We start from the raw sequence: 26,521 nt of genomic DNA on the forward strand, positions 1-26,521 counted from the left end.
CCTCGTGTATCTCATAAGGACTGTTTGCAAATAGGTTGGCTAATTGTGCGACGTTAGGTTCCGTTCCAACTCAAAAAGGCCACACTGCCAATTAGTTCTCATGTTTGACCGTAATCACGACATTGCCCCTTTTTCGCCCCGTTTCCACATAACGATAAGCTTCCGGAATTTGCTCCAACGGATAACGTCTGTCAATCACTGCTTGGATCTCACCAGCCTCCATCAACTCTTTAAGAAGTATCAGATCCTTTGCAGTCACCCTTGCGATGCCTTGCCCCTCAACAGTGACATATGTGCCGTTAGGTGCCAATAGGTGCCGACACTGACCTTTGGAGACTTTGCCGACTGCATCCAATATCAGATCATACCGCTGACTTGTTTTTGTAAAGTCTTCCTTCATATAATCGATAACATGCTCGGCCCCAAGTGACTTCACGAACTCCACATTCGTTGTGCTGCATACCCCTGTTACTTCTGCTCCAAAATATTTGGCAAGCTGCACAGCAGCAGTTCCTACGGCTCCCGAAGCTCCATAGATGAGCACTTTCATTCCCCGTTTAATGTTTCCTTTGCGCAGAAAATATAAGGCCGTAGTTCCACCGAACGGAATAGCTGCTGCTTCCTCATACGTTGCGTTGAGCGGTTTCAGAGCGACTGGATCCTCTTCGGATAGACATATATACTGAGCATGGGCACCGAAAGACAATCCATTGATGGCATACACCTGATCACCTAACTTAAATTGCTTTACTTCCTTGCCAATCGCCGTAATTTCTCCTGCCAACTCTACGCCCAGGACCGAATTTCGAGGTTTTCGGAATCCCAGAAAAAGACGCATCGGTACCCAGTACAGAAACGGAACATTGGAACCACGAACTCTGCAGTCCCCGGATGTTACAGTTGTTGCGTGTATTTTAATCTGAATCTCATGATCTTTGGGTGATGGCTTCGCTATGTCTTTAAGCTGCAACACATCTGGTGATCCATACTTCGTACATATGATAGCTCTCATATCTTTCCCCCCACATGTTCCTGTTTGCCATGAGTATATCGGGAAGTGGGTTCGGACCCTAGATACTAAAGTATCGTTTCAAGGACACACCCGTTATAGGAGTTTCCATTCACGTGCTTTTGCCACTGCTTCGGTTCGTCGCTTCACCTGCATTTTGTCAAAAATAATCCGGTTATGTCCTTTCACGGTAGGCAGTGCAATATGAAGTATCTCACTAATCTCCCGATTGGATCTTCCCTGTGCAATGAGATGTAATACTTCGAGCTCTCTCACGCTTAACGGATCAATTCGCAGTTCAGAGACGCTCGGATATACATCTGTCTCTTCGGAAATCATTTCTATTCTGTTGTCCTCACCTTCAAATGCAGCCAGTAATTGAAGCAGATATAAACGTGATTCACCGCGTGCTGTCATCCTCTTCAAAAGACTGTGCACAACAACACCTTCGTCTACAAATACACGAATGAAGCCTGCTGGCTCTGCCATCATCATTGCCTCAGTCAGGAGCTCGATAGCTTTTGTTATATTTCCATATTCCTCATGGATAGCCGCTAGAAGGATTGTTGCCTTGAGCTGTTCATCCTTGAAGCCTTTGGTTATGGCCAAGCGAAGACAGGATTCCATAATACCAAGTGCCTCTATAGTAGCACCCTGTCTCAACATTACTCTGGCCTGACTAAGCGCATGATTTCTGTCCCATGATAATCGCATTGCTTTTTTCAGATCGCCCTGACGAAGGAGCACAAGAACGTATGCAGCAGTAATATCAGGGATCGCCTTTGTAAAATTTAACCGTTGGGCCGTTTCGTTGATTCTATCTAACATGATAGCGGCTTTATGAAGATCCGCCTTCGCAAGCGTCACTCGGGCGAGCCATAACTCACTTGCAACAACCCTGTCCGTTTGGACAAATTGATGTGCCAACTGCACACTCTGTTGAGCGTGCAACATCGCCACATCAAGATTATTCCATTCATAATGCACTCGCGCCAGACCCAAATGGGCTTCACATGCAATAGGTAGCGGTGGCTTACCTGCCATAAGTACCACCTGCTGATAGGATTCAGCTGCCAGATGTAGTTGATTGTTGAATTCCTGTATATTCCCCAAGCCCAGTGTCGCCATCATGGTGATGGTATGATGTCCGATCTTGGTACTGTTCGCTAATGATTCCTCGTAAGACAATTCGGCTTCCACACGTTTTCCCTGAAGCTGGTATGCATATCCCAATGTCCAAGCTGTCGCTGCACGAATGGGCAGATTATGAGGATGCAAATATTGGAGTGCTCGGAGTGACTCTGTAATAATCGTATCCGCATCGTGCCGGCTGACAGCCAGCGTGGCTCGGATGGAAGCGATATGTCCAATCAGATCAGAATCGGTATGTTCTAATTCCATATTTTGTAACGCTTGTTCAGCAGACTGCAATTTGGGTTCCACGTCTACCATATGTCCTGACACTAACAACGCAGCGGCATGCATCACCCATAGGGAAGGTATTGAATCCATTTCTGCTGAGGATAGAGAACTCAACCATTGAAGCGCAGGAACAGCACCCCCGCGAAAAAGAAGTGGCATACCTTTACCTTCCAACAGATCCGATGCCCGATGAGTATCTGCCGCAGCTACAGCATGATTGAAAGCCTCCAGCTCCATTTGATGCTTCTCATACCAGATGCTCGCTCGCTTATGTATCTCAGTAACAGACAGATCGGTCTCCGCTGTGCCGACGTAATTTGAATTCTGGTGTACTCTTTTACGCAATAAATCTGCAAACAGATGATGGTAACGATACCATCGCCTCTCATTGTCCAGGGGAACGATAAAAAGATTGGCTTGCTCCAGCCACTCCAACATGTCCTGTCCGGTAAAATCAAATGATTCATGTTCCTTTGGTTCACCTATATCAAAGATCGCATCACACAATGAACCGCATAATCGATCCAACATGCACGTTTTCAACAAAAAGTTCTGTACCTGTTCGGTTAGCCCTTGTAATATTTCTTCCATTAGATAGTCCAGGACAAATGGGTTCCTGCCACTGAACGTTTCCATAAAGTGATTCGGATCAGAAGAACCCTGCATGGATAAGGCGGCTAACTGCAACCCGGCAACCCAGCCTTCTGTTCGTTCTTCAAGGAGAGCAACATGTTCCTCTGAAAGTTTCAATCTCATGACCCGATCCAAAAACTCACTGCTTTCGGCAGAAGTAAAACGCAAATCACTACCACGTAATTCAATCAATTCCCCCTTAACCCGCAGTCGAGCCAAAGGTAACTTGGGTTGCTGACGCGTAGTCATGACGATATGCATATGCGGGGGCATGTGCCTCAGTAAGTAGACAAGCGCTTGATGGATCACTTCTGAAGTCATGAGATGATAATCATCCAGAACAAGTACAAAATGATCGGTTATTTCAGAAACTTCATTAAGGAGGCATGTAATAATTGTCTCGATCGGTGGCGGCTCGGTGGCGGCTCGGAAGATTGAACAAATCCCATGATTCCTTCAGCAAGTTGGGGGACAATCGTCTGTAACGAAGCACATAGGTATGTCAAAAAACGTGAAGGATCGTTATCCGCTTCTTCCAGCGAGAGCCAAGCTGTATCTATTGAAGAAGACTTAACCCATTGATTGACGAGTAGTGTTTTGCCTGATCCTGCAGGAGCAGAGACCAGTATGAGTTTAGCCTGCATCCCCTCGTCCAAACGGACATACAGGCGGGGACGATCGACTACATGGGAGCGCTGAACTGGAATGGTTAATTTCGTAGATAAGATCGGTGCATACATGAGCCAACCTCCATTCAAGGGTTACGAACAGCAACTGTATTGTTTCATATATCGTTTTGGCATCTATACTACCATAAAAATCAAAAAGACACGCCATAAAAGACGTGTCTTTATTATTAGTAGTACATAGATGAATTTCACTTCTGATTAGCACAAGCTGCTAGTAAAAATGAATGGCTTTACCTTTATGCTCTCCGAGCCGGCGTGATGCTTTGCGGATTGTTAAACACATTTTTCGGATCATACTTGGCTTTGACTCTGCGCAGTCTGGCATAGTTGGCTCCATAGTAAACTAAACCGGAATTTTTGATCCCTTGATCCGGAACGTTGATATAGGAACCCACAATGTATGGTTGCAACTTCTTACGCGTGTTCCGAGTGAGTGCGATATTTTTAGCGGCATGGGATGGTTTGACCCACGTACTGTTCCATTCCACATAGAACTTCTCTTTGCGCCAGAAGAACGCGGTTGATCTAGGTGATTTGCGACTTACCGCTCCGCCCCAGTTGAGGAAATAGAATCCGCCTGGTCCCTCTTCTAGGTTCTCCAAGAATGATCGCATCGATTTGATGGCTTTGTCGGGGAATGGTTTTCGTCCAAAACCGGACGAGAACTGGTTGCTATACCGTTGAGTCTCGGTCGGATCAGGTTGTAATAAGAACTTCACAACTTCTGTGTAAGGTAACAAACGAACAATGGAGCTTGTCGGTGTGCCAACACTTGTAATCGGCTGCAATAGACGGAGAGCCTCTGTTTTTGACCCTAGGAACAGCCCCTCCATGACAACATTGCCACCCTTTTTCGGTCCGATGGACAGTTCGCTACCCAATCTTGTATTCACAGAGGGAGCCCACTTCTGCCATACTTTGAGCACCTTTTCGAATTGAGCCCATGGCCAGGTAATCTTATATACAGTTGCCTTCGCTGGAGCACGACGCACTTTGAATTTGTAGTGGGTATATACTCCGAAGTTACCACCGCCGCCTCCCCGCGAGGCCCAAAAGAGATCCGCATTACGATTTTTATTGGCCCGTATCACTTTTCCGTTCGCATCCACCATCTCCACCTCAAGCAGGTTATCACTGATGAGACCGATGGTACGCTGGAGAGGCCCAATTCCCCCACCTAACGTAATTCCACCGATCCCTACGGAGGGGCTGTCACCAAAAGGAGCTATGAATCCTTGCTTGGCGAGGGTATTCGCAATTCTCCCTACTCGGTTACCCGTCCCCACAACAACGGTTCCATTTTTTTTATCGAGCTTGATGGAATTCAGATCACTTACATCAATGACAATTCCACCATTCACTTGTGAAAGATTGACCTCAAGCGCATGTCTTCCACTCCGCGGCCTGATCGGTACATTATTTTCACGAGCCCATTTGATGGCATTGGAGACATCTTTCGTCTTTTGGGCAAATACAAAGACTTTAGGATACTTGTCGGTATGCGGATCCCAGTTCTTCCGCGCCGCTTCGTATCCCGGATCTCCTTTATAAATAACCCGTCCGGTAAGCTTTGTTGATGATTTCACACATCCCACTCCCTATTGAACAAATGTTCTACAGTATTTCAACACAAGGCACTTTATACTGTATGACGGACATTCGCGGAGGGAATGGGCTGGTGCCTTAATTTCAAAGTTCGTGTTTCAGATTGAATCTGTATGTGTATCTCGAAACTAGTCGCTGCGCGAATCGGAATCAATTCTGATTAACTTGCGCGCTTCCTGTTCTTTTTCACCATACCAGACGAGCACGTCGGCAAACAAATCCATGATGCGAACAAAGTTCTGCTTATCCGCTTCTGAAATCTGATCTGCGTACTTGAAAATCTCATCAAAGCAAAGCTCCCGCACAAATTCGGTGTACTTCGCATATACGTCGCGTCCTTTCGCCGAAGGTTTGACGTAAATGTCTTTGCGGTTGCCGCTTAAATGAAATTTTTCGAGCAGACCTTTTTCCGTCAGATTCTTCACGTTCTTGGAAAATGTACTACGGCTTACACCCAGGCGTACGGCCATTTCCGACATGTTCTCTTCCTTGTCCTCGGCTTCAAGAATGTATTCCAGCGTCTGAATCTGTGAAGCCGAGAACATCATGTCCGTACCATAACTTCGCTGCAGCTTATAGGTGTTCGAGTACGCATTGCCGTATTTGATAATTTTCTCAATCAGTTCCCGATGGTCGCCCATCCAATCTAATTTCATGAGTAATCCCTTTCATATTCAGATTCTCTCTCTTACTCTACTGAAATCAGATCCGTTTTTCAATCCATGTGATTGCTTCTTCAATAACATCATCACGAGTCGGTTCATTAAATATCTCATGCATCAGATGAGCATAAATTTTGAGTGTTTTATCAGTTGAAGCGATATCCCCATAAAAGTCACGAGAATCCTGTTCACTGACCAACCCGTCATTGGCCCCATGCAGAACAAGTACGGGATCTACAAACTGCTTGGCGTTCTCCTTGAGCCATGCTATGCCATTTCCCAAGCTGTTAAATAAATCTACAGAGATCTCCTTTTCAACCAGCGGGTCATTCGTGTAAGCGGATACAACTGCGGGATCGCTGCATACGCCGCTGCCCAGCTCGTTCGGGAAATACGTGCCTGCAGGAAGATCCATCGGCAGTTCTCCGGCAACTCTTGTATTGTAACGAGTGAGCGCTCCGGATAGTACGATGCCTTTAACCTTGCCTGGATATTTTGTTCCAAAGGATGAGGTTGCAAAGCCGCCCATACTATGCCCGATAACAAACAGCGGAAGATCGCCGCTCTCTTGCAATGCGTTTTCCACCACAACGTTGACATCCTCTATAATCTGGTGGAAATCACTGTAGAACGTACGCTGCCCTTCGGATCTGGCATGACCGCGATGGTCGAAGCGATACACATTAAAACCACGTTTATTTAGTTGTTCGGTCACATAATCGTAGCGCCCTGCATGTTCACATAGACCATGAACAATGACCACGGCTGCCTTCGCATCACTAACTAAATTCTTACTCGAATATAGCCGAGTACTGTCAAAGGTTTCAATTGTTGTCTCGATTTTACTCATATTTATCCCACTCCTTCGTAATGTTCAAGAACATTCAGATAAGATATTTTGTCTTGGGCACATATAATTTAATTTACTGTGATCAAATAATATGCGTTAAAAATAATATCGTTTCTTACAGAAACAATATATCACCTGTATGTTTCTTTTGTCCACGATAGATTGAAGCGCTTACACAAAATCGACCATAGAATCATATTCACAGAAACATAAAACAAAAAAACGCCATCACAATATTGTGATGGCGTTCTTGACTATGGAGCCTAGGGGGATCGAACCCCTGACCTCATCGCTGCCAGCGATGCGCTCTCCCAGCTGAGCTAAGGCCCCAGGATATGAAATTGATAAGCTTGTCCAACACTGCTGCGTTCCGCAAGCGACTTCTATATCATATAAAATCCAGCTTTCGCTGTCAATCACTTTTTCAAGATCCAAAGTGATTGGAGAAGAACAACCGATTTCACTGGCACATACGGACTGGAACCCCAGACTGCTCTTCTCCCTTTACCCACTTCACTAATCCTCCAGATTGTCTTTGGACAACAGGGATTTCAGTTCTTTCATGAACATATTGATGTCTTTGAACTGACGGTACACGGAAGCGAAGCGCACATACGCCACTTCATCGACTGGAAACAGCTGCTCCATCAATAGCTCACCAATCTGGCGACTCTCGACCTCAGCATCGGCTGTATTACGCAGAGACTTCTCTACTTCAGATACCATCATCTCCAGCGTCTCAACAGAGACCGGACGTTTCTCACAGGCACGAATAAGCCCGCGGAGAATCTTGTCACGGCTGAACTCTTCCCGGCTGCCATCTTTCTTAATGACGATCAATGGTGTTTCCTCAATCATCTCAAACGTTGTAAATCTTCTGGCGCATTGCTCACATTCACGACGGCGACGAATCGATTTTGATTCATTGGCCGGCCGTGAATCAAGGACTTTGGTGCCCAGAAAAGCGCAATAAGGACATTTCAAATCAGATCACTTCCCATGTTTTACTTTTTACCACATATTCCCTGTACTGATCTTGTAATGAAAAATGCATTGCCGACACATAATACTTTTACCAACCCGCGAGGAGGTGAACAGCAATGGCACAAAGCAACGGTAACTCCAACAACCTGGTGGTAACTAGAGCTTCCGCAGCCCTCGAACAACTGAAATACGAAGTTGCTCAAGAACTCGGAATCAGCATCCCACAAGACGGATACCAAGGTAACATGACTTCTTACGAGAACGGTTCGATCGGTGGATACATCACGAAGCGTCTGGTAACAATTGCAGAACAGCAATTGGCAGGTCAATACCAATAATATCTGCATCGTAATACGCTACACAGAGGAGCATGGAGCGGCCGGTGAACAACCGGCCTGCTCTGTGCTTCTACTTATATATTCAGAACGTATTATAGATCTTTACATACTGATTATAATAGTAAATGACTCTTTGTACATAGTGACGCGTCTCACCAAACGGAATATCCTTCACCGTATCGAATGAGCCATCCCATACACCATCTCTAAGCCAACTGTTCACTTTGCCCGGACCCGCGTTATAGGCAGCGATCATCACCGCTTCATTACCATCGAATTGATCAGACAGATTCCGCAGATACCATGTCCCTAACTGAATATTTCGTTCAGGCTCGTGCTTCAATTCCTCCAGCGAAGTGTCGGGAATTTTGGCTTGTTCCAGTATCCAGTTGGCCGTGTCCGGCATCAGCTGCATGAGTCCAATGGCTCCTCGTTTGGATTCCTTGCTTGTCTTGAAATTGGTCTCCACCTTGATTATGGAAGCAATCAGAAACGGATCAACCTCATAGCTCTGGGATTGGGCACGAATCTCTTCCTTATAATGAATCGGATAGAACCATGCCATCCAGTTTGTATTCAGGAATAATACCAATACAAAGGACACAAACATCAACAACAGTACACGTTTCTTGCGCAATATTTTCATAACAAACCCTTACGCTTTAGATATGAGTCAATTTGCTGCTCCGTCGCAGGCCATAAGCCGCTGTTATCAATGACAATGTCTGCAAGCTGCTTTTTGCGCTCAATATCCATCTGTACATCCATTCGAGCCTCAGCCTGTTCTGCAGTCATTCCATCCCGACTCATCAAGCGATCTCGTTGGACTAATCTTGGAACATATACAACCATGACTTCCTCGAAACCATCTTCCAGACCCGATTCGTACAGCAAAGGAATATCCGATACCACAAGTTTATCCGGATGTTCCAATGCGTATGCGGCAGCCCGTTCACGCATCTCTCTACGAATCGCCGGGTGTGTGATGGCCTCCAATGCCTTTCGTTCCTCTGGTTGTTGAAAAACAATACTTCCAAGCTTTTTCCGATCCAGTGTTCCATCTTCGTTCAGTATGGCTTGTCCGAACCGCTTAACAGCGGCGGCCAACACGGGATGCCCGGGCATCATAACTTCCCGGGCAATAACGTCTGCATCGATGAGCAACGCTCCCTTACTGGCGAGATAGGCGGAAACACTGCTTTTGCCTGTCGCGATCCCGCCGGTTAAGCCTATATTCATCGTTTCACCTCATAACAGCTTCATTATTCCCATAATCATTAACAATAGTGCTGGCAGTATAGACAGTCTTCGCATCCAGCGCAGAGCTGAGAATCGCAGTCCAACTTTCATCCCAAGTAACAGAAACGCTCCACTAAACAGCGCAATAATGAGTGCCGTCCACAGTGTAGGGAATCCCAGAAGTGCCGCTCCCAATCCTGCCCCAAACGCATCCAGAGACAGGGCAATACCCAGCCACATCGCTTCTTGGGCAGATATACTTCCCGAGTTATCCATATCCGCCTTGGAGGGACTGCGAAGAATCTGAATGACGACCCCCAGCTTACGCAGCTCCAATGTAAAAACCATGCGTTCCAGCGATCCACCTGAAGCCGACTGCTCCAGATCCAGCGCAAGCACCTGATTCCTGCCTTTTGAATCCGTCAGCGTCTTTTGGGCTTCTCTAACACCAGTTACCGTTGTTTCTGTTCCCTCACCCGCTCTAGTGTCTGTTTCCAGCTGTTCCTTGCCTTGCTTTCGAATAAGTTGCAACAGTGACCATGCACCAATACCTATCAAAATAACGGCTCCCACAATCGAAGCGATATCCGGTGACACCACATGGGACAACAGCACACCTACTTGCATCGACAAAGCAATAACCAATCCCGAACAGATCGAAATAACAGCGATAGATAACAGGGGAATCTTAGTCCTCCGTAACCCATATGTAATCCCGACTCCAAAACCATCTAAACTAAGCGCTAAAGCAAGCGCCAGCAATGAAATAAAATGATGCAGCACCCCGGACTCCTCCTCTGTGCGGTACTCGTGCCAACTGAAGATGCCAGTATGGGTATACGCCCGCTTATTTCTGCCATATCAGTATATGGAGGGAGGAATCCAAGGGTGCTATGATTTCATCATTTCGTTCATTCAGTTCATGTTCAGCGGCTGACAGTTCGGACAAAAATGCGTACCACGGCCACCAACCACCGTTTTTTCGATTAACGTACCACATGTTGCACAAGGTTCCGATTTGCGTCCATAGATTTTCAATTGATGCTGGAACATCCCCATCTCACCCTGTCCGTTCACGTAGGATTTGATGGAAGATCCCCCTGCATTCACTGCATCTTGCAACGTAGCCACAATCGCTTCATGGAGCACCGTTAACTGAGCTTCGGTCAGTGTCTTAGCGATGGTCTCGGGATGGATGCCTGCGCGAAATAGAGCCTCGTCCACATAAATATTCCCGATACCAACCACATATGCCTGATTTAGCAGTACAGCCTTGATTTTGGTTGTTCGTTTGCCCACTGCTTCTCGGAACGCTGCTAACGTAAAGGCCGGGTCAAGCGGCTCCAGTCCCAGCTTCAGCAAAGGTTTGGATACCAGTTCCTCACCTGCATTGAACAGGTGCATCGTACCGAACTGACGCACGTCCTTATAACGTAACTCCGTACCATCATTAAAATGGAAGATCACATGTGTATGTTTCTCCACATCTTCATGCTGCTCGTACACACCGTATCTTCCTTCCATCCGCAGATGGGAGACAAGCACCAGCCCATCCAGCAAAATACGCAAAAACTTGCCTCGACGCTCCACCCCAATTACGGTATGTCCCGCGAGTTCCAGTGCAAATGCATCTATGTCGTCTGGCCGCTGAATAATCCGCGGCAAGCTAACCGTAACATGATCAATGGTCTTGCCTACAATAAGCTGATTCAATGTTCTTCTGACTGTTTCGACTTCCGGTAATTCCGGCATGATGTTCTCACCTCCCCTATATTATAACGGAAGATGGCGCTCAGCGGGACCCTTTTCTTATATCACTAACATGGAAAGGTCTATTGTAAAATACCGGAAAAACCGCGCAGCACTTGATTTATTTCGCTTCGTACCAGTTATCCCCAAAGCTGACTTCGGCTTTCAGCGGAACCGATAGTTCCAAAGCTTTTTCCATGACAGAAGGCACTAATTCTTTCATCAGTTCCAATTCATCGGCAGGTACTTCGAATACAAGTTCATCGTGCACCTGAAGCAACATGCGACTCTTCAACTTGCGTTCCCGAAGCGCTTCATCCATCTGTACCATGGCAAGCTTGATGATATCCGCGGCTGTTCCCTGAATAGGTGTATTCATCGCCGTACGCTCTGCGAAGGAACGCAAATTAAAGTTGCTGGCATTAATCTCCGGCAGGTAGCGACGGCGTTCCAATAACGTTTTAACGTAACCATCCTGACGAGCTTCCTTCACAATGTCATCCATATATCGGCGCACACCCTGGAATACTTCAAAATACTGATCAATAAACTGCGCAGCCTCTTTACGCGTAATATGCAGGTTCTGTGATAAGCCGTAATCACTTATTCCATAAACGATACCAAAGTTAACTGCCTTGGCGGAACGACGCATATCTCCATCCACATCCTCAGGCTTCACGCCAAATACATCCGATGCGGTCTTCGTATGAATATCCATATCGTTGACAAATGCTTCCTTCAAGCGCTCATCGTCCGAAATGTGTGCCAGTACACGCAGTTCAATCTGGGAATAGTCTGCCGCCAAAATGGACCATCCTGGCTCGGAAGGAACAAATACCTTCCGAATTTTGCGACCTTCCTCCATCCGAATCGGAATGTTCTGCAAGTTCGGGAATTGACTGCTAAGTCGCCCTGTTGCAGCAATGGTCTGCCGATAATACGTATGCACCTTGCCATCCCGGTCAGATATCTCTTTGAGCAATCCTTCCACATAAGTGGATTGCAGCTTGGCAAGCTGACGATATTGCAGAATATGCTTGACCACATCATTATAAGGAGCCAATTTCTCCAATACTTCCGCATCTGTGGAATAACCCGTTTTGGTCTTCTTCACGACAGGCAAGCCCAATCTATCAAATAAAATCTCACCCAATTGCTTTGGTGAATTCAGATTGAATTCCGTTCCTGACAGCTTGTAGATCTCAGCCATCAATCTGCTGATCTGTTCTTCAAACTCACTGCCCAAAGCCTGCAGATCGGCTGTATTGGCCTTGATGCCCTGTTTCTCCATGTCTGCCAATATGCGTGACAACGGCATCTCCAGTTCATGGAACAGCGAATTCATCTCATCGGTTTCCAGCACCTGCTCCTGAAGTGGGATAATGGCTGCGACTGCAGCAGCTTTGCGGCACAGGAAATCGCCCAAGATCTCCACTTCCGGCACCTTGTACTTGGCGCCTTTGCCCATGACCGTGTCATCCTCTACGAGGGACGGCAGACCATACTTGGTCGTGAGTCCACTAATCGTCTGGTTGGATTCTGTTGGGTCAAGCAAATACGCCGCCAGCTGTACATCGAATGACGCGCCAGCGAATTCAATGCCATGCGCATGGAGGGCCAGGTCTACACGATGAAGATCATACCCGCGCTTCGGCTGGTCTGAATTACCGAGCCATTCCCGCACTGGAGCCGCAGCATCGGAATGAAGCAATTCTGGAGATATGAACGTATAGGTTCCAGCGGAACCTACAGCTAGTCCAATCAATTTCGCTTGGTGCGGGTTATCCCCATGTGTCTCCACATGGAGGACATCAATGGAATCCAGAGAATTGAACAGCTCACTGATCGTGTCCTCTGTTGCAATGGAGGATTCCACCTCGGCAGCAGGTACAGCTTCCTGTTCAGAACCGATAGTGCCACTAAACGACAGGCGTTCGAGCAACGATTTGAATTCCAGCTTAGCTAGTGCGGGGCCGGCATGTTCTTCTTTTAATCCGGCGAATTGCATATCTTCCCACGTCTGCTCCAGCGGAACTTCCCGGTGAATCGTCGCGAGTTGTTTGCTCATCCGGGCATCATCGGCGTGTGCCTCAATCTTCTCTTTCATCTTGCCCTTCAGTTCACTTGTGCCGTTCAGCACATCCTCTACCGATCCGAACTGATGCAGAAGCTTCAACGCGGTTTTCTCCCCGACTCCGGGAATACCCGGAATATTATCGGATGTGTCGCCCATCAGACCCTTTAGATCAATAATTTGCAGTGGTGTCAGACCGTAGCGCTCCTTAATCTGAGCAGGATCATACAACTCAATCTCGGTTACCCCTTTACGCGTCAGTCCGATATGTACATGTTCAGAAGCGAGCTGCAGCATATCTTTGTCACCCGATACAACGAGCACCTGTCTGCCCGCTTCATCTGCGCGTTTGGTTAGCGTTCCGATAATGTCATCCGCTTCGAATCCAGCCAGCTCAAACTGGGCAATGCCAAGTCCTTTGAGCAGTTCCTTCAGCAATGGGAATTGTTCTGACAATTCTGGTGGTGTTTTCTCCCGACCGCCCTTGTATTCCTGATACCCTTCGTGGCGGAACGTGACTTTGCCTGCGTCAAAAGCGACCATGACATGTGTAGGTTTATGCTCTTCAAGCAGTCTCAGCAGCATTGTGGTGAAGCCATATACCGCATTCGTATGCAAACCTTTGGAGTTGGTCAGAGGCGGCATTGCAAAAAACGCCCTGTAAATAATGCTATTTCCATCTATGAGAATAAACTTGTCCATTCCAGCACCTCGCGTATCATATGGTCAACATCTTCAAATTACATCTACTCCCATGATACCATACCCACCTGTCACATCAAAAAGAATAGCCAACTTTTCACTTTAGTTTTACCCGTAAAAAAGAACCTTCTCTGTAGGTAGTCTGTGAACAGGCTACTCAAGAGAAAGTTCTTTTTTACGGTATTATTGCTTTTGTTGCAAGCACTGATTCCCCAATTCCAAAGCAATGCTCTTCCTATTGATTCAGATCCGGACGTTTACCTGTTACCAGATATACCGTGCTCTCACCAATATTGGTCGCATGATCGCCAATACGTTCAATGTAACGCCCAACCATCATCAGCAGCATGGCCTGAGAAGCCTGATTCGGGTGTTCAGTCATTAACGTGTAGAGATCACTGATCATGTGACTGTACAATTGATCGACCTGATCGTCTGTTTGAGCCATTTTATAGGCCAGGTCTGTGTTTTCTTTCAGGAAAGATTCGATGGATTCATCGATCATGGATTTCACGATTTCTGCCATTTGCGGGATGTCCACCAATGGTTTAATCAGCTCCTGCCCATCCATCCGCAGTGTCACCTTCGCCACATCGAGTGCGAGATCTCCCATACGCTCCAGATCACTGGAGATTTTGAATGCAACGATTATACGTCTGAGATCTTTCGCCACCGGCTGTTGTGTGATGATCAGTTTGGAGCCAAGTTCCATAATCTTGTCTTCAAGGGCATTCAGATTCGCATCATTCTTGATGATGACCTGAGCTTTCTCCGCGTTCATCGTCTGTAAACTCTCAATGGCACCATCCAGTGCCGCTCCAACATGTTCACCCATTTGCTTGAGCAAGGTACGCAGCTCTTCAAGCTCCTGATCAAATTCTTTTCTGCGAATCATAGATTTCATGTCCTCCTTGTCCATCATCTCCGGGTATGCCGGGATCGTTCCAATTCAGCTCGCTTAACCGAACCTTCCGGAGATATAATCCTCGGTTCGGGAATCTTGCGGTGTGGAGAATAACGTCTCCGTATCAGCTGCCTCCACCACTTCACCATTCAGGAAAAATACCGTGCGTCCAGACACCCGTGCCGCCTGGTGCATATTGTGGGTAACCATAACGATCGTGTACTTGTGATGCAATTCCTTGACCAATTCCTCAATCTTCAATGTGGAGATCGGATCAAGCGCTGACGTCGCTTCATCCATCAGCAGAACGTCAGGCTGTACAGCCAGCGCCCGTGCAATACAGAGACGTTGTTGTTGTCCACCAGACAGACTAAGTGCCGACTTCTTCAATACATCCTTCACTTCATCCCACAGTGCAGCATGGACAAGACTTTGTTCCACCAACTGATCCAGTTCAGCCTTTTGGGTTACCCCATGTAGGCGCGGTCCATAAGCCACGTTGTCATAAATGGATTTCGGAAAAGGATTCGGTTGCTGAAACACCATGCCGACCCGTTTACGCAGTGTCTCCACTTCAATCTCATTACTGTAAATATCGGAGCCATTCAGCATAACCTGTCCTTCCACACGAACACCCGGAATCATGTCATTCATCCGGTTTAATGTGCGAAGCAATGTTGATTTACCACAACCCGAAGGCCCGATGAACGCAGTAACGGTTTTTTCCGGCAGATCCATGGATATATTTTTAAGCGCGTGATGCGTATCATAGTATAAATTAAGATTTTCAATGTGAATGAGGTCCTTCATGGATGTTCACTTCTCCTTCGCTGCAGGGACACTGAAACTCCCTTTACGTTGAGACCGATGCTGATATTCTTTCATCGCTGCTCGGCCATCTTTATTATCCTACCCTCTCATTGTAAAAACAGTATCACTTTCATGTTAACGGAATGTAAAAAGACATCCTTAACCTTCATGATCTGCTTCATCGATCATTCCGATTCCTGATGTCTGCCTTATTGAATTGCATGTAATTCACTCGCTATCCGAGACCATCTCATCCAGCTTCATTCGAATATGCTCTGCGACTTCACCAGCTTTGCCGCCTTCCATGGCAATCTCCTCTGCTATACGGGAGAGGTCTCTCACCGCACTGTTCAGTTGCCGGAACGTTGCTCCTCCCGCGGTGACATGCACTGAACTGTCGTCAATCTCCGCTCCGCTTGCCTTAACCAGTTCCACGGTCTGAAGGGTCAGTCCACCAATGTTCTCAAGCAAAGAAGACATGCTCCCTGCAACTTCGCGGGTCTGTTTCGCGAGCGCGCGGATCTCGCCTGCAACAATCTGAAAGCCTCGTCCATATTCACCCGCATGAGCTGCTTCTATGGAAGCATTCAGGGCAAGGAGGCCACTCTGATCTGCCAGCGACCGGATGGATTGTGCCATGCCCGATCCTGTTTTAATCGAATTCAGCATATGATCTGCATGTTGCCCTTGACTCTCCATGTGCTGATGCACCCGGTTATAGGAAGCATCGACGTCCTTCAGACTCTCTTCTCCATGCTTGGACAATGCCATGATCTCACGGGCTTCATGTACCGTCTGGTTAGCTGCATGCACCAGCTTGGTGACTGCATCGTTGATTCTGGATATCTCCTGTCTGCTCTCGGTTACCGTACGTACACGCTCTGCCGATGAAGCCTGTTGCAGCCTGCGGGAGAGGGACATCACATCACGCATCGTCAGCACGCCGAGCAGTCTGTCTTGTTCCGTAACCAGCAGACAGTCGTAGAAATGCTGTTCATCCCGTCCAAGGGCGATATCGATAATCGTTGTGGCTTCCATATGAATATCCGCAATAACCGGAGAAGCATTGGCTACTTGTATGACCGGCTTACGGTAAAATAGATCTGCGGCAAACCGACCATTTAACATTCGATATAACGTCTCTCGCATTAACAATCCCGTCGGTTTCATCTGTTCATCACACAGTACAATACATGGGTACTCCTGATCCTGATTCATCATCGTCGCAGCTTCTCCACAGGTTGTATGGACCCCGGCGACAGGAACCTGACGATAATAGTCATGCAAATGGATTACAGGTTCTTCAGCAACTAGTGCTACTTCAGTTTGCTCCATTATGGGTGTCGTTAATTCTTCATTATGTAAAACAACATGAGGCTGATCGGGTTTCACTTCGAGCAACATGGGCATAAATGCGCAATCTCCTTTACGTATTAGCTCCGTCTTGAGGCGGGATGTATAGGTACAAAGTATCACTAAGATAAGTCCATGCTACTCCCTCTACGTAAAGAAAAGTCTTCCTTTATGTTAAATGAACGTAAAATAAAACTCCCCGATCATTGCTAACTTGAATGATGGGGAGTTTTTCTTTTGACAACCAATTTATAACCTACACCACGAATCGAATCAATGTGAACCGATTCCGGATCAAGCTCCAGCTTTTTACGTAATGAACTGACATGAACATCCACGGTTCGTTGGCCTCCGATATAATCGAAGCCCCACACAGCGTTCATCAGATCGTCCCTGGTCAGCACCACACCCGGCTTTTTGGCCAAATATAGCAGTACTTCGAACTCTTTCGGACGCAGGCTGATGGATTGTCCACCCAGAGTCACTTCATACTTCAGAGGATAGATCTCCAGCTCTCCCAGAATAATTCGCGAGCCATCCTTGTCCTCAGGCTGTGGTAAATCTTCACCATTGGAATAACGTCTTAATACCGCATCCACTCTGGCTAATAACTCAGATACGCCAAATGGTTTGGTAATATAATCATCGGCACCCGATTTCAGCCCCTGCACAACCTCGGCTTCACCGTTCTTGGCCGTCAGAATGATAACGGGCGTAGTGACACCTTGAATTCTTAGCTTGTTCAGAATGTCCAGACCATTCATGCCCGGAAGCATCAGATCCAGCAAAATGAGATCAAATTCCTGTGACAAGGCCCGGTCATATCCTGCAGATCCGTGATCCTCGGCTGTAACGTCATAACCTTCCTGTGTCAGGTTATACGTGAGCAATCTCGATAATGTAGGTTCATCTTCAATAACTAGCAAACGCTGTGCCATGATACCCCTTCTCTCTTCATAGGTTGTCTGTTGCCACAACACTTTTTCTATCATAGCACTAAAATGTTAACGCTGTGTAAAACAATACATACTTTTTACATTTTGCGCCCAAACACCTAGATCTCTTCGTCCTGAATTAATGGAAGGATAACGCGGAACGTTGTGCCCATGCCCAGCTCACTTTCTACAGACAATTTGCCATGATGCAATTCCACCAGATGCTTAACAATGGAAAGTCCAAGCCCCGTGCCCCCGGAATTACGGGATCTGCCTTTATCCACGCGATAGAAACGTTCGAAGATTCGCGGCAAATCTTTTTTCGGTATGCCAATGCCCGTATCCGACACAGCAAACACGACTTCATCATCGTTCTGATCCATATTCACCTGCAACTTCACACGTCCGCCCTCTGGGGTGTAGTTGATTCCGTTGGATAACAGATTGATAAAGATCTGCTTCATTTTATCCTCATCTGCTTCAATGTACAGTTCCTCGGGAACATTCATTTCCAGACGAATCTGCTTTTTCTCCGCCACTTTCGATAGAGTACCCAGCACCATTTCGAAGAAAGAGTGCACATGAACAGGTGAGCATTGCAGCGGTGCGCGTTTGGATTCAATTTTGGATAACTCCAGAATATCCCCAATTAGACGATTAAGTCGATCGCCTTCATCATAGATGATTTGCAAGAATGAGCGCTCTGTCTCTTTATCCTGAACCCCGCCACTGAGCAACGTTTCGGCAAAGCCTTTGACTGCAGCAACAGGTGTTTTGAGCTCATGAGAGACATTCGCAACGAATTCACTGCGCATTGATTCCAGTCGCCGGATTGCTGTCACGTCCTGCAAAAGGAACAACATGCCTCGATACCCGCCATCATCTTCGGACATCGGTACGCCGTCAATACGGATCAATTTTTCTTCCGGGTTGAACACGCTCACTTCTTCATGCATCCGATCACGAAGTGCAACACTCTCTTCAATGGTACGGGTCAACTCGTAGTGTCTCTTCAGTTCAATATAAGGCTTACCCGTAACCTTTCCAGCCTGAATACCCAGCATACGCTCCGCTTCCCGATTGACCAGTGCAATGGATTGCGCTGCATCGATCATGACAATGCCTCCGGTCATATTCGCCAAGACACTCTGTAGCAGTGCCTCATTATCACGAATCGTCTTCAGCTGAGACTGCAAACTATCCGCCATTCCGTTTATCGCGAGCCCAAGTTGTCCGATCTCATCCCTGCGCGTGACATCAACTCTCGCATCGTATTCCAGCTTGGTAATTCGATGGGCTACTTTCGTAATATGCTCAATCGGAGAGGTTAATCCCCGTGCAACCCGGTAACTGACAAACGCGACAATCAGGAACAGGAGTCCCAGTGCAGCAAACATGATTATCCAGCCACGCTGAAGCCCCTGATCCACAGCCTGCAGACTCATGGAAAGACGGATGTAGCCATCAAATTTGCCGCTCGGTATTTCAATCATGTCACTTTGATCCGAATTCACAGGTAGTGCCACATAGAGCATGTCTTGTCCCAATGTTTCACTGTAACGTATGGACTGCCCATACCCGTCTCCAACGGCGCCCTTAATCTCCTCCCGGTCCAAGTGATTATCCATGGAGGCCGGGTCACTCTCTGAATCTCCGATAACCGTTCCATCTTTATTGATGAAGGTTACCCGGGAATCCGTCAGACGATCCAATTCCAGCGCCCGATCTGAATAATACTTTCGTGTTTCTTGCGAGGTTGGATCACTTGCATCATGGAATGGGAATGTGGCTTTGAGCAAATTAATCTCGCGTACCATGGTTTGCTCCAGTGCGGTAGTATGTGTAGTCTTAAACACTCTGCCCATCGTATATCCAGCCACAATGACGGATACACCGATCAGCACCATCATAATGATGGCAAGGCGAATTCGGAACGGTCTCATCTATCTCTTCCTTTATGATCAAATTAATATTTAATGACTTGCTCTACAATGAATCCAATTCAATTCGGTCCCCGCGGGTGCCAGGCTGGGAAATAACCAGGAATTCGGTATCTGAATCGCTTCGATTCATCATCTGATGAGGCTCTCCTGGAGGAATCTCTATCCCTTCATGGGTTTCGAGCACGAACTCTTCTCCATGTAGTTCCATGCAGGCTTCACCGCTGAGGATAAAAAAGAACTGACGGCTTATCGAATGATAATGTCGTATTTCAGCCGTTCCTGCCGGCATCCGCTCATGAATGATGCTCAGTGTTTCATTTTGAACGAGATGCCATCCATCACACTGTGCACCCCATATATAATGTGCTGCATTCTGTTTGCTCATTTTCATATGCATGAACCCCCTGAAGTAAACTTGCTCGATCTATCATATCATAGATCATTAGTCTTCCATTCTTTTCAATCGAGCTTTGCAACAAACGGTGCTACTTCGGCTTCAGACAGACAGGGCTAATGGTAAAATATCATAGTTGTATCAACAGAGATGCAGACTTTTGTAAACAGGTGCTAAACTATATCCTTTGCCTTGTATACCCTCACATAAAAAAAGACGCACCGCTCAGCAATGCTGAAAGCGATACGCCTCTTTAATATTAATCCTATTCCGAACCTGAACCTTCTTAACGAATTACCCGTTCACCACTTCGCCACCATTCACATGCATCACCTGTCCGCTCACATACGAAGAGTCATCCGAAGCAAGGTATACGTAAGCGGGAGCCAGTTCATCCGGTTGTCCCGGCCGCTTCATTGGTTGCGTTGCGCCGAACTCGCTTACTTTCTTCTCATCAAATGTGGATGGAATGAGCGGTGTCCAGATCGGTCCCGGTGCAACGGCATTGACACGAATGCCCTTCTCAATCACATTCATCGACAGAGAACGTGTGAACGATGTGATTGCTCCTTTGGTAGATGAATAGTCAAGCAAGGTCGGGCTGCCGCGATAGGCCGTAATGGATGTTGTGTTAATAATCGTACTGCCACTCTTCAGATGGGGCAGTGCAGCCTGCGTCACATAGAACATGCCAAAAATATTGGTACGGAATGTACGTTCCAGCTGTTCTGGTGTGATATCCTCCAGGTTCTGCTGTGGGTGCTGTTCTGCAGCGTTATTCACGACTATGTCCAGTTTACCCAGTTCATCTACAGTCTGCTGAACCGACTTCTTGGCAAAGGTATCGTCACCAATGTCCCCGGCAATCAAGATGCACTTGCGTCCTTCTTGTTCGACCTGACGCTTCGTCTCTTTGGCATCTTCGTGCTCGCTCAGGTATACAATCGCGACATCCGCGCCTTCCTTGGCGTACGTCACAGCAACAGCACGTCCGATCCCGCTGTCACCCCCTGTAATGAGCGCCACCTTACCCGTCAGTTTTCCTGCTGCCTTGTATTCAGGCTTCTCAAATTCCGGTCTGGGATGCATCTCCGATTCGATTCCGGGGCGTTGATCCTGGTGCTGTGCCGGCATTGTTTTTTGATTTTGTGGTGTAGTTGACATCTAACATTCTCCTCTCAAAATGTGAACATATTTGGATTACAGAAGACATGGACATAACTGCACACTTCCCTGTCTTTCGTTCTCTGAAAAAAGTCTCATTCTGTAGGATGGCAGTAATAGTCCAGATTATTCTTCTGCGATCAACAGCAACTCAAGCCTCAGCGTGCTGTCTCTAATCGTTATTTACCACGATACTTGGATATCAAACAACCTGTTTGCGTCATTACTTCTTTTGCCGAAAATTCGAAATTCATTCGAAATTAGACTGTTTCATGATACAAAGTGTATTCCTATGCTGCTTGGGCTGATGTACAATGTACAGTATACAGATGTGCTTAGATTTTCATTATTGCTGGCTTAATCATTCTAACCTGACATGGAGACCTGACAATGGAATCGCATATTAATTCATATATAACACTCGTAGCCACTTCAGCCGTACTGAATGTGTTTTTGTGTTTGTATACCTATTTCAGAAGATCCGAGATTCCCAGTGCCAAAATATTCATTCTCTACACAGCAGCACTCTCCATCTACACTTTTGGTTACGCGATTGAGCTGGCCAGCAACACGCTGGAGCAAATGAAGTTTTGGACCACCGTGGAGTATATAGGCATGCCTTTCTCCGCCTCTCTCGGCCTTATACTGATGATAAAATATACAGGAAAAACGTTATCCAAAAAGGTAACTGCCGCGCTGTTTGTAATCCCTTCCATTACGCTATGTATGGTAGCAACCAATGACTTCCATCATCTCTTTTATAAAAAAGTATGGCTAAGAGAAGATAGTCCCGTACCTCTGATGGATATCGCAGTAGGCCAATGGTATGTCGTGCACGGTGCCTTCACTTTCTCCTGTCTGTTGTGTGCCTGTCTTATTCTGATTGGACAATGGAGACACACCAAGAAGATGTATCGTCGTCAATTACTTACACTGATTACTTCGCAGATTATTCCGATGGTCGCCGCTTTCCTGTATTTGCTTGGTCTGACGCCAGGCGGGATGGACCCCGTGCCAGTACTCATGTGTATTACCTCTGCCATGTATATCTGGGCGATTCTATCCTCACGTCTGCTGACCATCGTACCAATCGCCAAAGACAGTATCTTCGAGAGCATGCGTGAAGGTGTTATTGTACTGGATAGTTCCAATCGCCTGGTCGATTACAACAGATCTCTGCGTGACATGTTGCCAGAGCTTAATCTGGCGATGATCGGCCAACCCTTGGATGACATATGGCTTAATCTTGCAGGAGAGGCCTTTCCCGTCGAATACGGCAGGGAAGGATTACAAACCGATCTGTACTGGCAGTTAAACGGAGAGACCGTCTGTTATCAGGTCCGAACATCTTACGTGTACAACAAGGACGCACAGACTGTGGGCAGCCTCATTATGCTTATTGATATAACGGAACAACGTTTCTTGCAAGAACAGTTGAAGCAACTGGCATATTTCGATGGTCTGACCAAAATATATAACCGCACGCAATTTTTGCATAAGGGGCGGGAAATTTTAAGTGAAGCTCAGCTTAATCTGCAACCTGTTTCCTTTATTTTATTTGATATTGATCACTTTAAACGCATCAACGATACCTACGGACATGATGTTGGAGATCAGGCCATCATTCATGTGGTCTCCGTATGTAATCGATATTTGAACCCTGAGATGTTGTTCGCCCGTTATGGAGGAGAAGAGTTCGTCATCGCTCTTCCGAATACATCGCTTCAAGAAGCTGAGAAACTGGCAGAGAAACTGAGAGTTGCCTTGTTGAATGAACCGCTCGATGTTCAGGGTCTCCCTATTACGCTGACCTCAAGCTTTGGTATTGCCCAGTACAATGGCGGGGTGGATTCCCTGGAGTCCTTGCTGCGCGACGCTGACACTGCCTTGTATGAGTCCAAGCGCAATGGTCGAAATGCAGTTCGTACACATGCTGTGAGTACAGTCTAACCAAAGCTGGCCTTCTCTGATGCGATGTATGAAGTTAATTGCGAGCTTCTCGTCGCAATAACAAAAATAGACAGCCCAAGAGGCTGTCTATTTTTCATTCGTTATAACGTAATACCCTCTTACGTAAACTGATTTAGCTTGTCCATATGACATGCAAACGCTTCATCTACGGCTCAGAATACATCATCGTAGAGTTGGTTTAACCGTCCACAACGTACTTAGATTACCTGATTATTCACCATCAGATACACCATGATCAGCAAGAACACAGCCAGAAGTGTACTGAACATACGGATCTTGCTTTGTTCCGCGCCCACATCACGCTTGTTTTTCACACCTTCTGCAGCGAGTCGCAGCGGTTTACCCATAATTCCTCCAATAGCCGCAATAGCCAAGAGCAGAACAACAACGACAGCCATCCAGATATGAGAATACTCACCTTTTGTCATCAGGTAACCGCCTGTAAGAAGTTGAATCACAAGTCCATACTGCGCGACTTTGTTCAAAGAACGAAGCGACGCAAATGCTCCCTCTTGTGCTGCAGCATTCAAGGTACGGATTTTACCGACCACGAATGGCAAAATCAGATAGAACCCCATCGCCAGTGCTCCAACAATATGGAGCAGATACATAATCATTGTCAAAATTTTCATCCTCCTCAACATTTTCGGTGTGCTATACATCACATCCCATTATACTGGGGAACTTATCCAAAGAAAAGAAAACCTCCGGCTCTCCGGAGGTTTTCTTTTTATTTCTGTTCAAAAAGTGATCAAACTTATAAGTTTACTACCGAAATGACGTTGCGTACCGAATCAGCCGATTTGTCCAATCCTGCTTTTTCTTCCGCTGTCAGTTCAAGTTCAAATATTTTCTCAATGCCGTTACCACCCAGAATGGTTGGTACACCAAGGAACAGATCATTGTAGCCATATTCCCCTTCGAGATAAGCGATCACTGGAATGATGCGTTTCTTGTCCTTCAAAATCGCTTCGGTCATCTGAACGAGTGAAGCCGCTGGTGCATAATAGGCACTGCCGTTACCCAACAGGTTCACAATCTCGCCACCGCCAACACGTGTGCGTTGAACAATGGACTCGATGCGGTCTGCAGGAATCAGCGTGTCAATCGGAATACCACCTACGCTCGAATAACGAACGAGTGGCACCATGTCGTCTCCGTGGCCGCCTAGAACGAATCCACGAACATCTTCAACAGATACATTCAGCTCTTGTGCAATGAAGGTACAATAACGTGCTGTATCCAGAACACCTGACTGACCGATAACACGGTTTTTAGGAAAACCGAGGGTCTGATAGGCAGCATACGTCATCGCATCCACCGGGTTGCTTAGAATAATGACGATGGAATCAGGGCAATATTTTTTCACATTTTCACAAACGGACTTCACGATACCCGCATTCGTATTGACCAGATCGTCGCGGCTCATACCCGGTTTACGGGCGATACCAGCGGTGATGATTACAATCTCAGAACCTGCAGTATCTTCGTAGTTGGAAGTACCGACGATATGACTGTCAAATCCTTGAACAGGACTTGCTTCCATCATATCGAGTGCTTTCCCCTTCGTCGGGTTCTCCAGTTGAGGAATATCAACCAGCACAACATCCCCGAGTTCTTTTTGGGCAAGCATTAATGCGGTCGTAGCACCGGTAAAACCGGCGCCGACTACTGTGATTTTTTTGCGCTGAATAGTCAAGATTCACATCTCCCCTTACAGGTTTTTAATGATTTGATCCGCGAATTCAGAACATTTCACTTCAGTAGCGCCGTCCATCAGACGTGCAAAGTCATACGTTACTGTTTTATTGTTAATGGATGTTTCCATACCTTTGTAGATCAGGTTAGCTGCTTCTTGCCATCCCAAGTGCTCAAGCAACATTACTCCGGACAGAATAACGGAACCAGGGTTCACAACATCTTTGTCCGCGTATTTAGGTGCAGTACCGTGAGTTGCTTCGAAGATAGCATGTCCTGTTACGTAGTTGATGTTCGCTCCAGGAGCGATACCAATTCCGCCAACTTGCGCTGCAAGTGCATCGGACAGATAGTCACCGTTCAGGTTCAATGTTGCGATAACATCAAATTCACCTGGACGAGTCAATACTTGTTGCAGAGCGATATCGGCAATCGCATCTTTTACGATGATTTTACCAGCATCTTCAGCAGCTTTTTGTGCTGCATTCGCTGCATCTGTACCTTCGTTTTCTTTGATGATGTCGTATTGTGCCCAAGTGAATACTTTGTCAGCGAACTCTTCTTCAGCCACTTCGTATCCCCAGTTTTTGAAGGCACCTTCAGTAAATTTCATGATATTACCTTTGTGTACCAATGTAACACTCTTACGGTTATGATCAATTGCATACTGCACTGCTGCACGTACCAAACGTTTGGAACCTTCGGAAGAAACCGGTTTAATACCAATACCGGAAGTCTCAGGGAAACGGATTTTGTTAGCACCCATCTCTTGTTGCAGGAACTGGATTACTTTTTTCACTTCTTCAGAACCTTCAGCATACTCGATTCCTGCATAGATATCTTCCGTATTTTCACGGAAAATGACCATGTCTACCAACTCAGGACGTTTTACCGGAGAAGGTACACCGTCAAAATAACGTACCGGACGCAAGCATGTGTACAGGTCAAGCTCTTGGCGCAGCGCTACGTTCAGGGAACGGATACCGCCACCGATTGGCGTAGTCAATGGTCCTTTGATCGCTACGATATACTCACGAATGGCTTCAAGTGTATCATTCGGCAACCACTCACCGTATGTATCGAATGCTTTTTGTCCAGCAAACACTTCATACCATGCGATTTTTTTGTTGCCATCATATGCTTTTTCAACAGCTGCATCCAATACACGCTTGGAAGCTTTCCAGATGTCACGGCCTGTACCGTCACCTTCGATAAATGGAATGATCGGGTTATTAGGTACTTGAAGTGTACCGTTATCAATTTGAATTTTTTCGCCTTCAGTTGGGTGAGCAAATTTTTCTAATTTCATAGTTAAAATTCCTCCTAAGTTTTGTATATGCAGTATTTATCATACCACTAGTCTTGTTGAAGGAAGGGTCCTGAAAGTCCAAGC

At 46.6% G+C, this 26,521-nt stretch carries 24 protein-coding genes and 1 tRNA gene; 2 read left to right on the forward strand and 23 right to left on the reverse strand.

Features of this window, described 5'->3' with window-relative positions; all coding sequences use genetic code 11:
• Window positions 1-91: 91 nt before the first annotated feature.
• From FS628_RS04715 to nrdR, 8 genes are all read right to left on the reverse strand, one after another.
• A complete protein-coding gene (locus tag FS628_RS04715; RefSeq protein ID WP_145319494.1) occupies window positions 92-1,012 on the reverse strand; it encodes an NAD(P)-dependent alcohol dehydrogenase in 921 nt (306 codons plus the stop codon).
• 93 nt (window positions 1,013-1,105) lie between these two features.
• The gene (locus FS628_RS04720) at window positions 1,106-3,385 is read right to left on the reverse strand and encodes a LuxR C-terminal-related transcriptional regulator (protein ID WP_260870928.1); all 2,280 of its coding nucleotides are present in this window, start codon (window positions 3,383-3,385) and stop codon (window positions 1,106-1,108) included.
• 38 nt (window positions 3,386-3,423) lie between these two features.
• Entirely contained in the window at window positions 3,424-3,804 is a 381-nt protein-coding gene (locus FS628_RS32560) for a hypothetical protein (RefSeq protein ID WP_260870929.1), read from the reverse strand.
• A 185-nt stretch (window positions 3,805-3,989) separates the two neighbouring features.
• The gene (locus tag FS628_RS04725; protein WP_145319497.1) at window positions 3,990-5,339 is read right to left on the reverse strand and encodes an FAD-binding oxidoreductase; all 1,350 of its coding nucleotides are present in this window, start codon (window positions 5,337-5,339) and stop codon (window positions 3,990-3,992) included.
• A 147-nt stretch (window positions 5,340-5,486) separates the two neighbouring features.
• Window positions 5,487-6,014 carry a MarR family winged helix-turn-helix transcriptional regulator gene (locus tag FS628_RS04730; protein ID WP_145319500.1) on the reverse strand — a complete coding sequence of 176 codons (528 nt, stop codon included), beginning with the start codon at window positions 6,012-6,014 and terminating at the stop codon, window positions 5,487-5,489.
• 46 nt (window positions 6,015-6,060) lie between these two features.
• Window positions 6,061-6,870 carry an alpha/beta hydrolase gene (locus FS628_RS04735; protein ID WP_145319503.1) on the reverse strand — a complete coding sequence of 270 codons (810 nt, stop codon included), beginning with the start codon at window positions 6,868-6,870 and terminating at the stop codon, window positions 6,061-6,063.
• 257 nt (window positions 6,871-7,127) lie between these two features.
• Window positions 7,128-7,200 (reverse strand) — tRNA-Ala (locus FS628_RS04740).
• Between the two features lie 186 nt (window positions 7,201-7,386).
• Window positions 7,387-7,854: a transcriptional regulator NrdR gene (gene nrdR, locus FS628_RS04745; protein WP_062833564.1), complete on the reverse strand. Its 468-nt coding sequence runs from the start codon at window positions 7,852-7,854 to the stop codon at window positions 7,387-7,389.
• A 116-nt stretch (window positions 7,855-7,970) separates the two neighbouring features.
• Between nrdR and FS628_RS04750 the strand changes: the two genes are divergently transcribed.
• A complete protein-coding gene (locus FS628_RS04750) occupies window positions 7,971-8,192 on the forward strand; it encodes an alpha/beta-type small acid-soluble spore protein (RefSeq protein WP_091032511.1) in 222 nt (73 codons plus the stop codon).
• A gap of 82 nt (window positions 8,193-8,274) precedes the next feature.
• On the opposite strand, the gene FS628_RS04755 is transcribed toward FS628_RS04750, so the two are convergent.
• The 12 genes from FS628_RS04755 to FS628_RS04810 form a co-directional block, all read right to left on the reverse strand.
• Window positions 8,275-8,838 (reverse strand): lytic transglycosylase domain-containing protein, encoded by a 564-nt coding sequence (locus FS628_RS04755; protein WP_062833563.1) that lies wholly within the window; start codon window positions 8,836-8,838, stop codon window positions 8,275-8,277.
• Window positions 8,835-9,431, reverse strand: coding sequence for a dephospho-CoA kinase (gene coaE, locus FS628_RS04760; protein WP_145319506.1), 597 nt, complete (start codon window positions 9,429-9,431; stop codon window positions 8,835-8,837). The genes FS628_RS04755 and coaE overlap by 4 nt, the downstream gene beginning before the upstream one ends.
• 9 nt (window positions 9,432-9,440) lie before the next feature.
• Complete coding sequence (locus tag FS628_RS04765; protein ID WP_440131243.1) at window positions 9,441-10,214, reverse strand: manganese efflux pump; 774 nt, start codon at window positions 10,212-10,214, stop codon at window positions 9,441-9,443.
• Window positions 10,215-10,346: 132 nt separating this feature from the next.
• Window positions 10,347-11,183: a DNA-formamidopyrimidine glycosylase gene (mutM, locus tag FS628_RS04770; protein WP_145319512.1), complete on the reverse strand. Its 837-nt coding sequence runs from the start codon at window positions 11,181-11,183 to the stop codon at window positions 10,347-10,349.
• 118 nt (window positions 11,184-11,301) lie between these two features.
• Complete coding sequence (polA, locus tag FS628_RS04775; protein ID WP_145319515.1) at window positions 11,302-13,956, reverse strand: DNA polymerase I; 2,655 nt, start codon at window positions 13,954-13,956, stop codon at window positions 11,302-11,304.
• Window positions 13,957-14,191: 235 nt separating this feature from the next.
• Window positions 14,192-14,851, reverse strand: a complete 660-nt coding sequence (phoU, locus tag FS628_RS04780) for a phosphate signaling complex protein PhoU (RefSeq protein WP_145319518.1) — start codon at window positions 14,849-14,851, stop codon at window positions 14,192-14,194.
• Window positions 14,852-14,914: 63 nt separating this feature from the next.
• A complete protein-coding gene (gene pstB, locus FS628_RS04785) occupies window positions 14,915-15,670 on the reverse strand; it encodes a phosphate ABC transporter ATP-binding protein PstB (protein WP_036609821.1) in 756 nt (251 codons plus the stop codon).
• 228 nt (window positions 15,671-15,898) lie between these two features.
• Window positions 15,899-17,080, reverse strand: coding sequence for a methyl-accepting chemotaxis protein (locus FS628_RS04790; protein ID WP_145319521.1), 1,182 nt, complete (start codon window positions 17,078-17,080; stop codon window positions 15,899-15,901).
• A gap of 152 nt (window positions 17,081-17,232) precedes the next feature.
• On the reverse strand, window positions 17,233-17,961 hold the full coding sequence (locus FS628_RS04795; protein ID WP_145319524.1) for a response regulator transcription factor: 729 nt from the start codon (window positions 17,959-17,961) through the stop codon (window positions 17,233-17,235).
• A gap of 116 nt (window positions 17,962-18,077) precedes the next feature.
• Window positions 18,078-19,901: a two-component system histidine kinase PnpS gene (gene pnpS / locus FS628_RS04800; RefSeq protein ID WP_145319527.1), complete on the reverse strand. Its 1,824-nt coding sequence runs from the start codon at window positions 19,899-19,901 to the stop codon at window positions 18,078-18,080.
• 43 nt (window positions 19,902-19,944) lie between these two features.
• On the reverse strand, window positions 19,945-20,292 hold the full coding sequence (locus FS628_RS04805; protein WP_145319529.1) for a cupin domain-containing protein: 348 nt from the start codon (window positions 20,290-20,292) through the stop codon (window positions 19,945-19,947).
• 297 nt (window positions 20,293-20,589) lie between these two features.
• Window positions 20,590-21,459, reverse strand: a complete 870-nt coding sequence (locus tag FS628_RS04810) for an SDR family oxidoreductase (RefSeq protein WP_145319532.1) — start codon at window positions 21,457-21,459, stop codon at window positions 20,590-20,592.
• Window positions 21,460-21,849: 390 nt separating this feature from the next.
• Here FS628_RS04810 and FS628_RS04815 point away from each other — a divergent pair, with 390 nt between their 5' ends.
• Window positions 21,850-23,409, forward strand: a complete 1,560-nt coding sequence (locus tag FS628_RS04815; protein WP_145319535.1) for a histidine kinase N-terminal 7TM domain-containing diguanylate cyclase — start codon at window positions 21,850-21,852, stop codon at window positions 23,407-23,409.
• A gap of 218 nt (window positions 23,410-23,627) precedes the next feature.
• Here FS628_RS04815 and FS628_RS04820 read toward each other — a convergent pair whose 3' ends face one another.
• From FS628_RS04820 to icd, 3 genes are all read right to left on the reverse strand, one after another.
• Window positions 23,628-24,053, reverse strand: coding sequence for a hypothetical protein (locus tag FS628_RS04820; protein WP_145319538.1), 426 nt, complete (start codon window positions 24,051-24,053; stop codon window positions 23,628-23,630).
• A 134-nt stretch (window positions 24,054-24,187) separates the two neighbouring features.
• Entirely contained in the window at window positions 24,188-25,129 is a 942-nt protein-coding gene (gene mdh, locus FS628_RS04825) for a malate dehydrogenase (RefSeq protein ID WP_076330336.1), read from the reverse strand.
• A 15-nt stretch (window positions 25,130-25,144) separates the two neighbouring features.
• Window positions 25,145-26,437: an NADP-dependent isocitrate dehydrogenase gene (gene icd, locus FS628_RS04830; protein ID WP_145319541.1), complete on the reverse strand. Its 1,293-nt coding sequence runs from the start codon at window positions 26,435-26,437 to the stop codon at window positions 25,145-25,147.
• Window positions 26,438-26,521 lie beyond the last annotated feature (84 nt).

This window comes from Paenibacillus xylanexedens, assembly GCF_007676705.1.
In the GTDB taxonomy this organism is placed as follows: Bacteria; Bacillota; Bacilli; order Paenibacillales; family Paenibacillaceae; genus Paenibacillus; species Paenibacillus xylanexedens_C.

What these genes read in the sequence shown, in the direction of transcription:
- FS628_RS04715 (WP_145319494.1), bottom strand. Translation starts at nt 1,012, where the DNA reads ATGAGAGCTATCATATGTACGAAGTATGGATCACCAGATGTGTTGCAG.
- FS628_RS04720 (WP_260870928.1), bottom strand. Translation starts at nt 3,385, where the DNA reads ATGACTTCAGAAGTGATCCATCAAGCGCTTGTCTACTTACTGAGGCAC.
- FS628_RS32560 (WP_260870929.1), bottom strand. Translation starts at nt 3,804, where the DNA reads ATGTATGCACCGATCTTATCTACGAAATTAACCATTCCAGTTCAGCGC.
- FS628_RS04730 (WP_145319500.1), bottom strand. Translation starts at nt 6,014, where the DNA reads ATGAAATTAGATTGGATGGGCGACCATCGGGAACTGATTGAGAAAATT.
- FS628_RS04735 (WP_145319503.1), bottom strand. Translation starts at nt 6,870, where the DNA reads ATGAGTAAAATCGAGACAACAATTGAAACCTTTGACAGTACTCGGCTA.
- FS628_RS04750 (WP_091032511.1), top strand. Translation starts at nt 7,971, where the DNA reads ATGGCACAAAGCAACGGTAACTCCAACAACCTGGTGGTAACTAGAGCT.
- FS628_RS04755 (WP_062833563.1), bottom strand. Translation starts at nt 8,838, where the DNA reads ATGAAAATATTGCGCAAGAAACGTGTACTGTTGTTGATGTTTGTGTCC.
- coaE (WP_145319506.1), bottom strand. Translation starts at nt 9,431, where the DNA reads ATGAATATAGGCTTAACCGGCGGGATCGCGACAGGCAAAAGCAGTGTT.
- mutM (WP_145319512.1), bottom strand. Translation starts at nt 11,183, where the DNA reads ATGCCGGAATTACCGGAAGTCGAAACAGTCAGAAGAACATTGAATCAG.
- polA (WP_145319515.1), bottom strand. Translation starts at nt 13,956, where the DNA reads ATGGACAAGTTTATTCTCATAGATGGAAATAGCATTATTTACAGGGCG.
- phoU (WP_145319518.1), bottom strand. Translation starts at nt 14,851, where the DNA reads ATGATTCGCAGAAAAGAATTTGATCAGGAGCTTGAAGAGCTGCGTACC.
- pstB (WP_036609821.1), bottom strand. Translation starts at nt 15,670, where the DNA reads ATGAAGGACCTCATTCACATTGAAAATCTTAATTTATACTATGATACG.
- FS628_RS04790 (WP_145319521.1), bottom strand. Translation starts at nt 17,080, where the DNA reads ATGCCCATGTTGCTCGAAGTGAAACCCGATCAGCCTCATGTTGTTTTA.
- FS628_RS04795 (WP_145319524.1), bottom strand. Translation starts at nt 17,961, where the DNA reads ATGGCACAGCGTTTGCTAGTTATTGAAGATGAACCTACATTATCGAGA.
- pnpS (WP_145319527.1), bottom strand. Translation starts at nt 19,901, where the DNA reads ATGAGACCGTTCCGAATTCGCCTTGCCATCATTATGATGGTGCTGATC.
- FS628_RS04805 (WP_145319529.1), bottom strand. Translation starts at nt 20,292, where the DNA reads ATGAAAATGAGCAAACAGAATGCAGCACATTATATATGGGGTGCACAG.
- FS628_RS04810 (WP_145319532.1), bottom strand. Translation starts at nt 21,459, where the DNA reads ATGTCAACTACACCACAAAATCAAAAAACAATGCCGGCACAGCACCAG.
- FS628_RS04815 (WP_145319535.1), top strand. Translation starts at nt 21,850, where the DNA reads ATGGAATCGCATATTAATTCATATATAACACTCGTAGCCACTTCAGCC.
- icd (WP_145319541.1), bottom strand. Translation starts at nt 26,437, where the DNA reads ATGAAATTAGAAAAATTTGCTCACCCAACTGAAGGCGAAAAAATTCAA.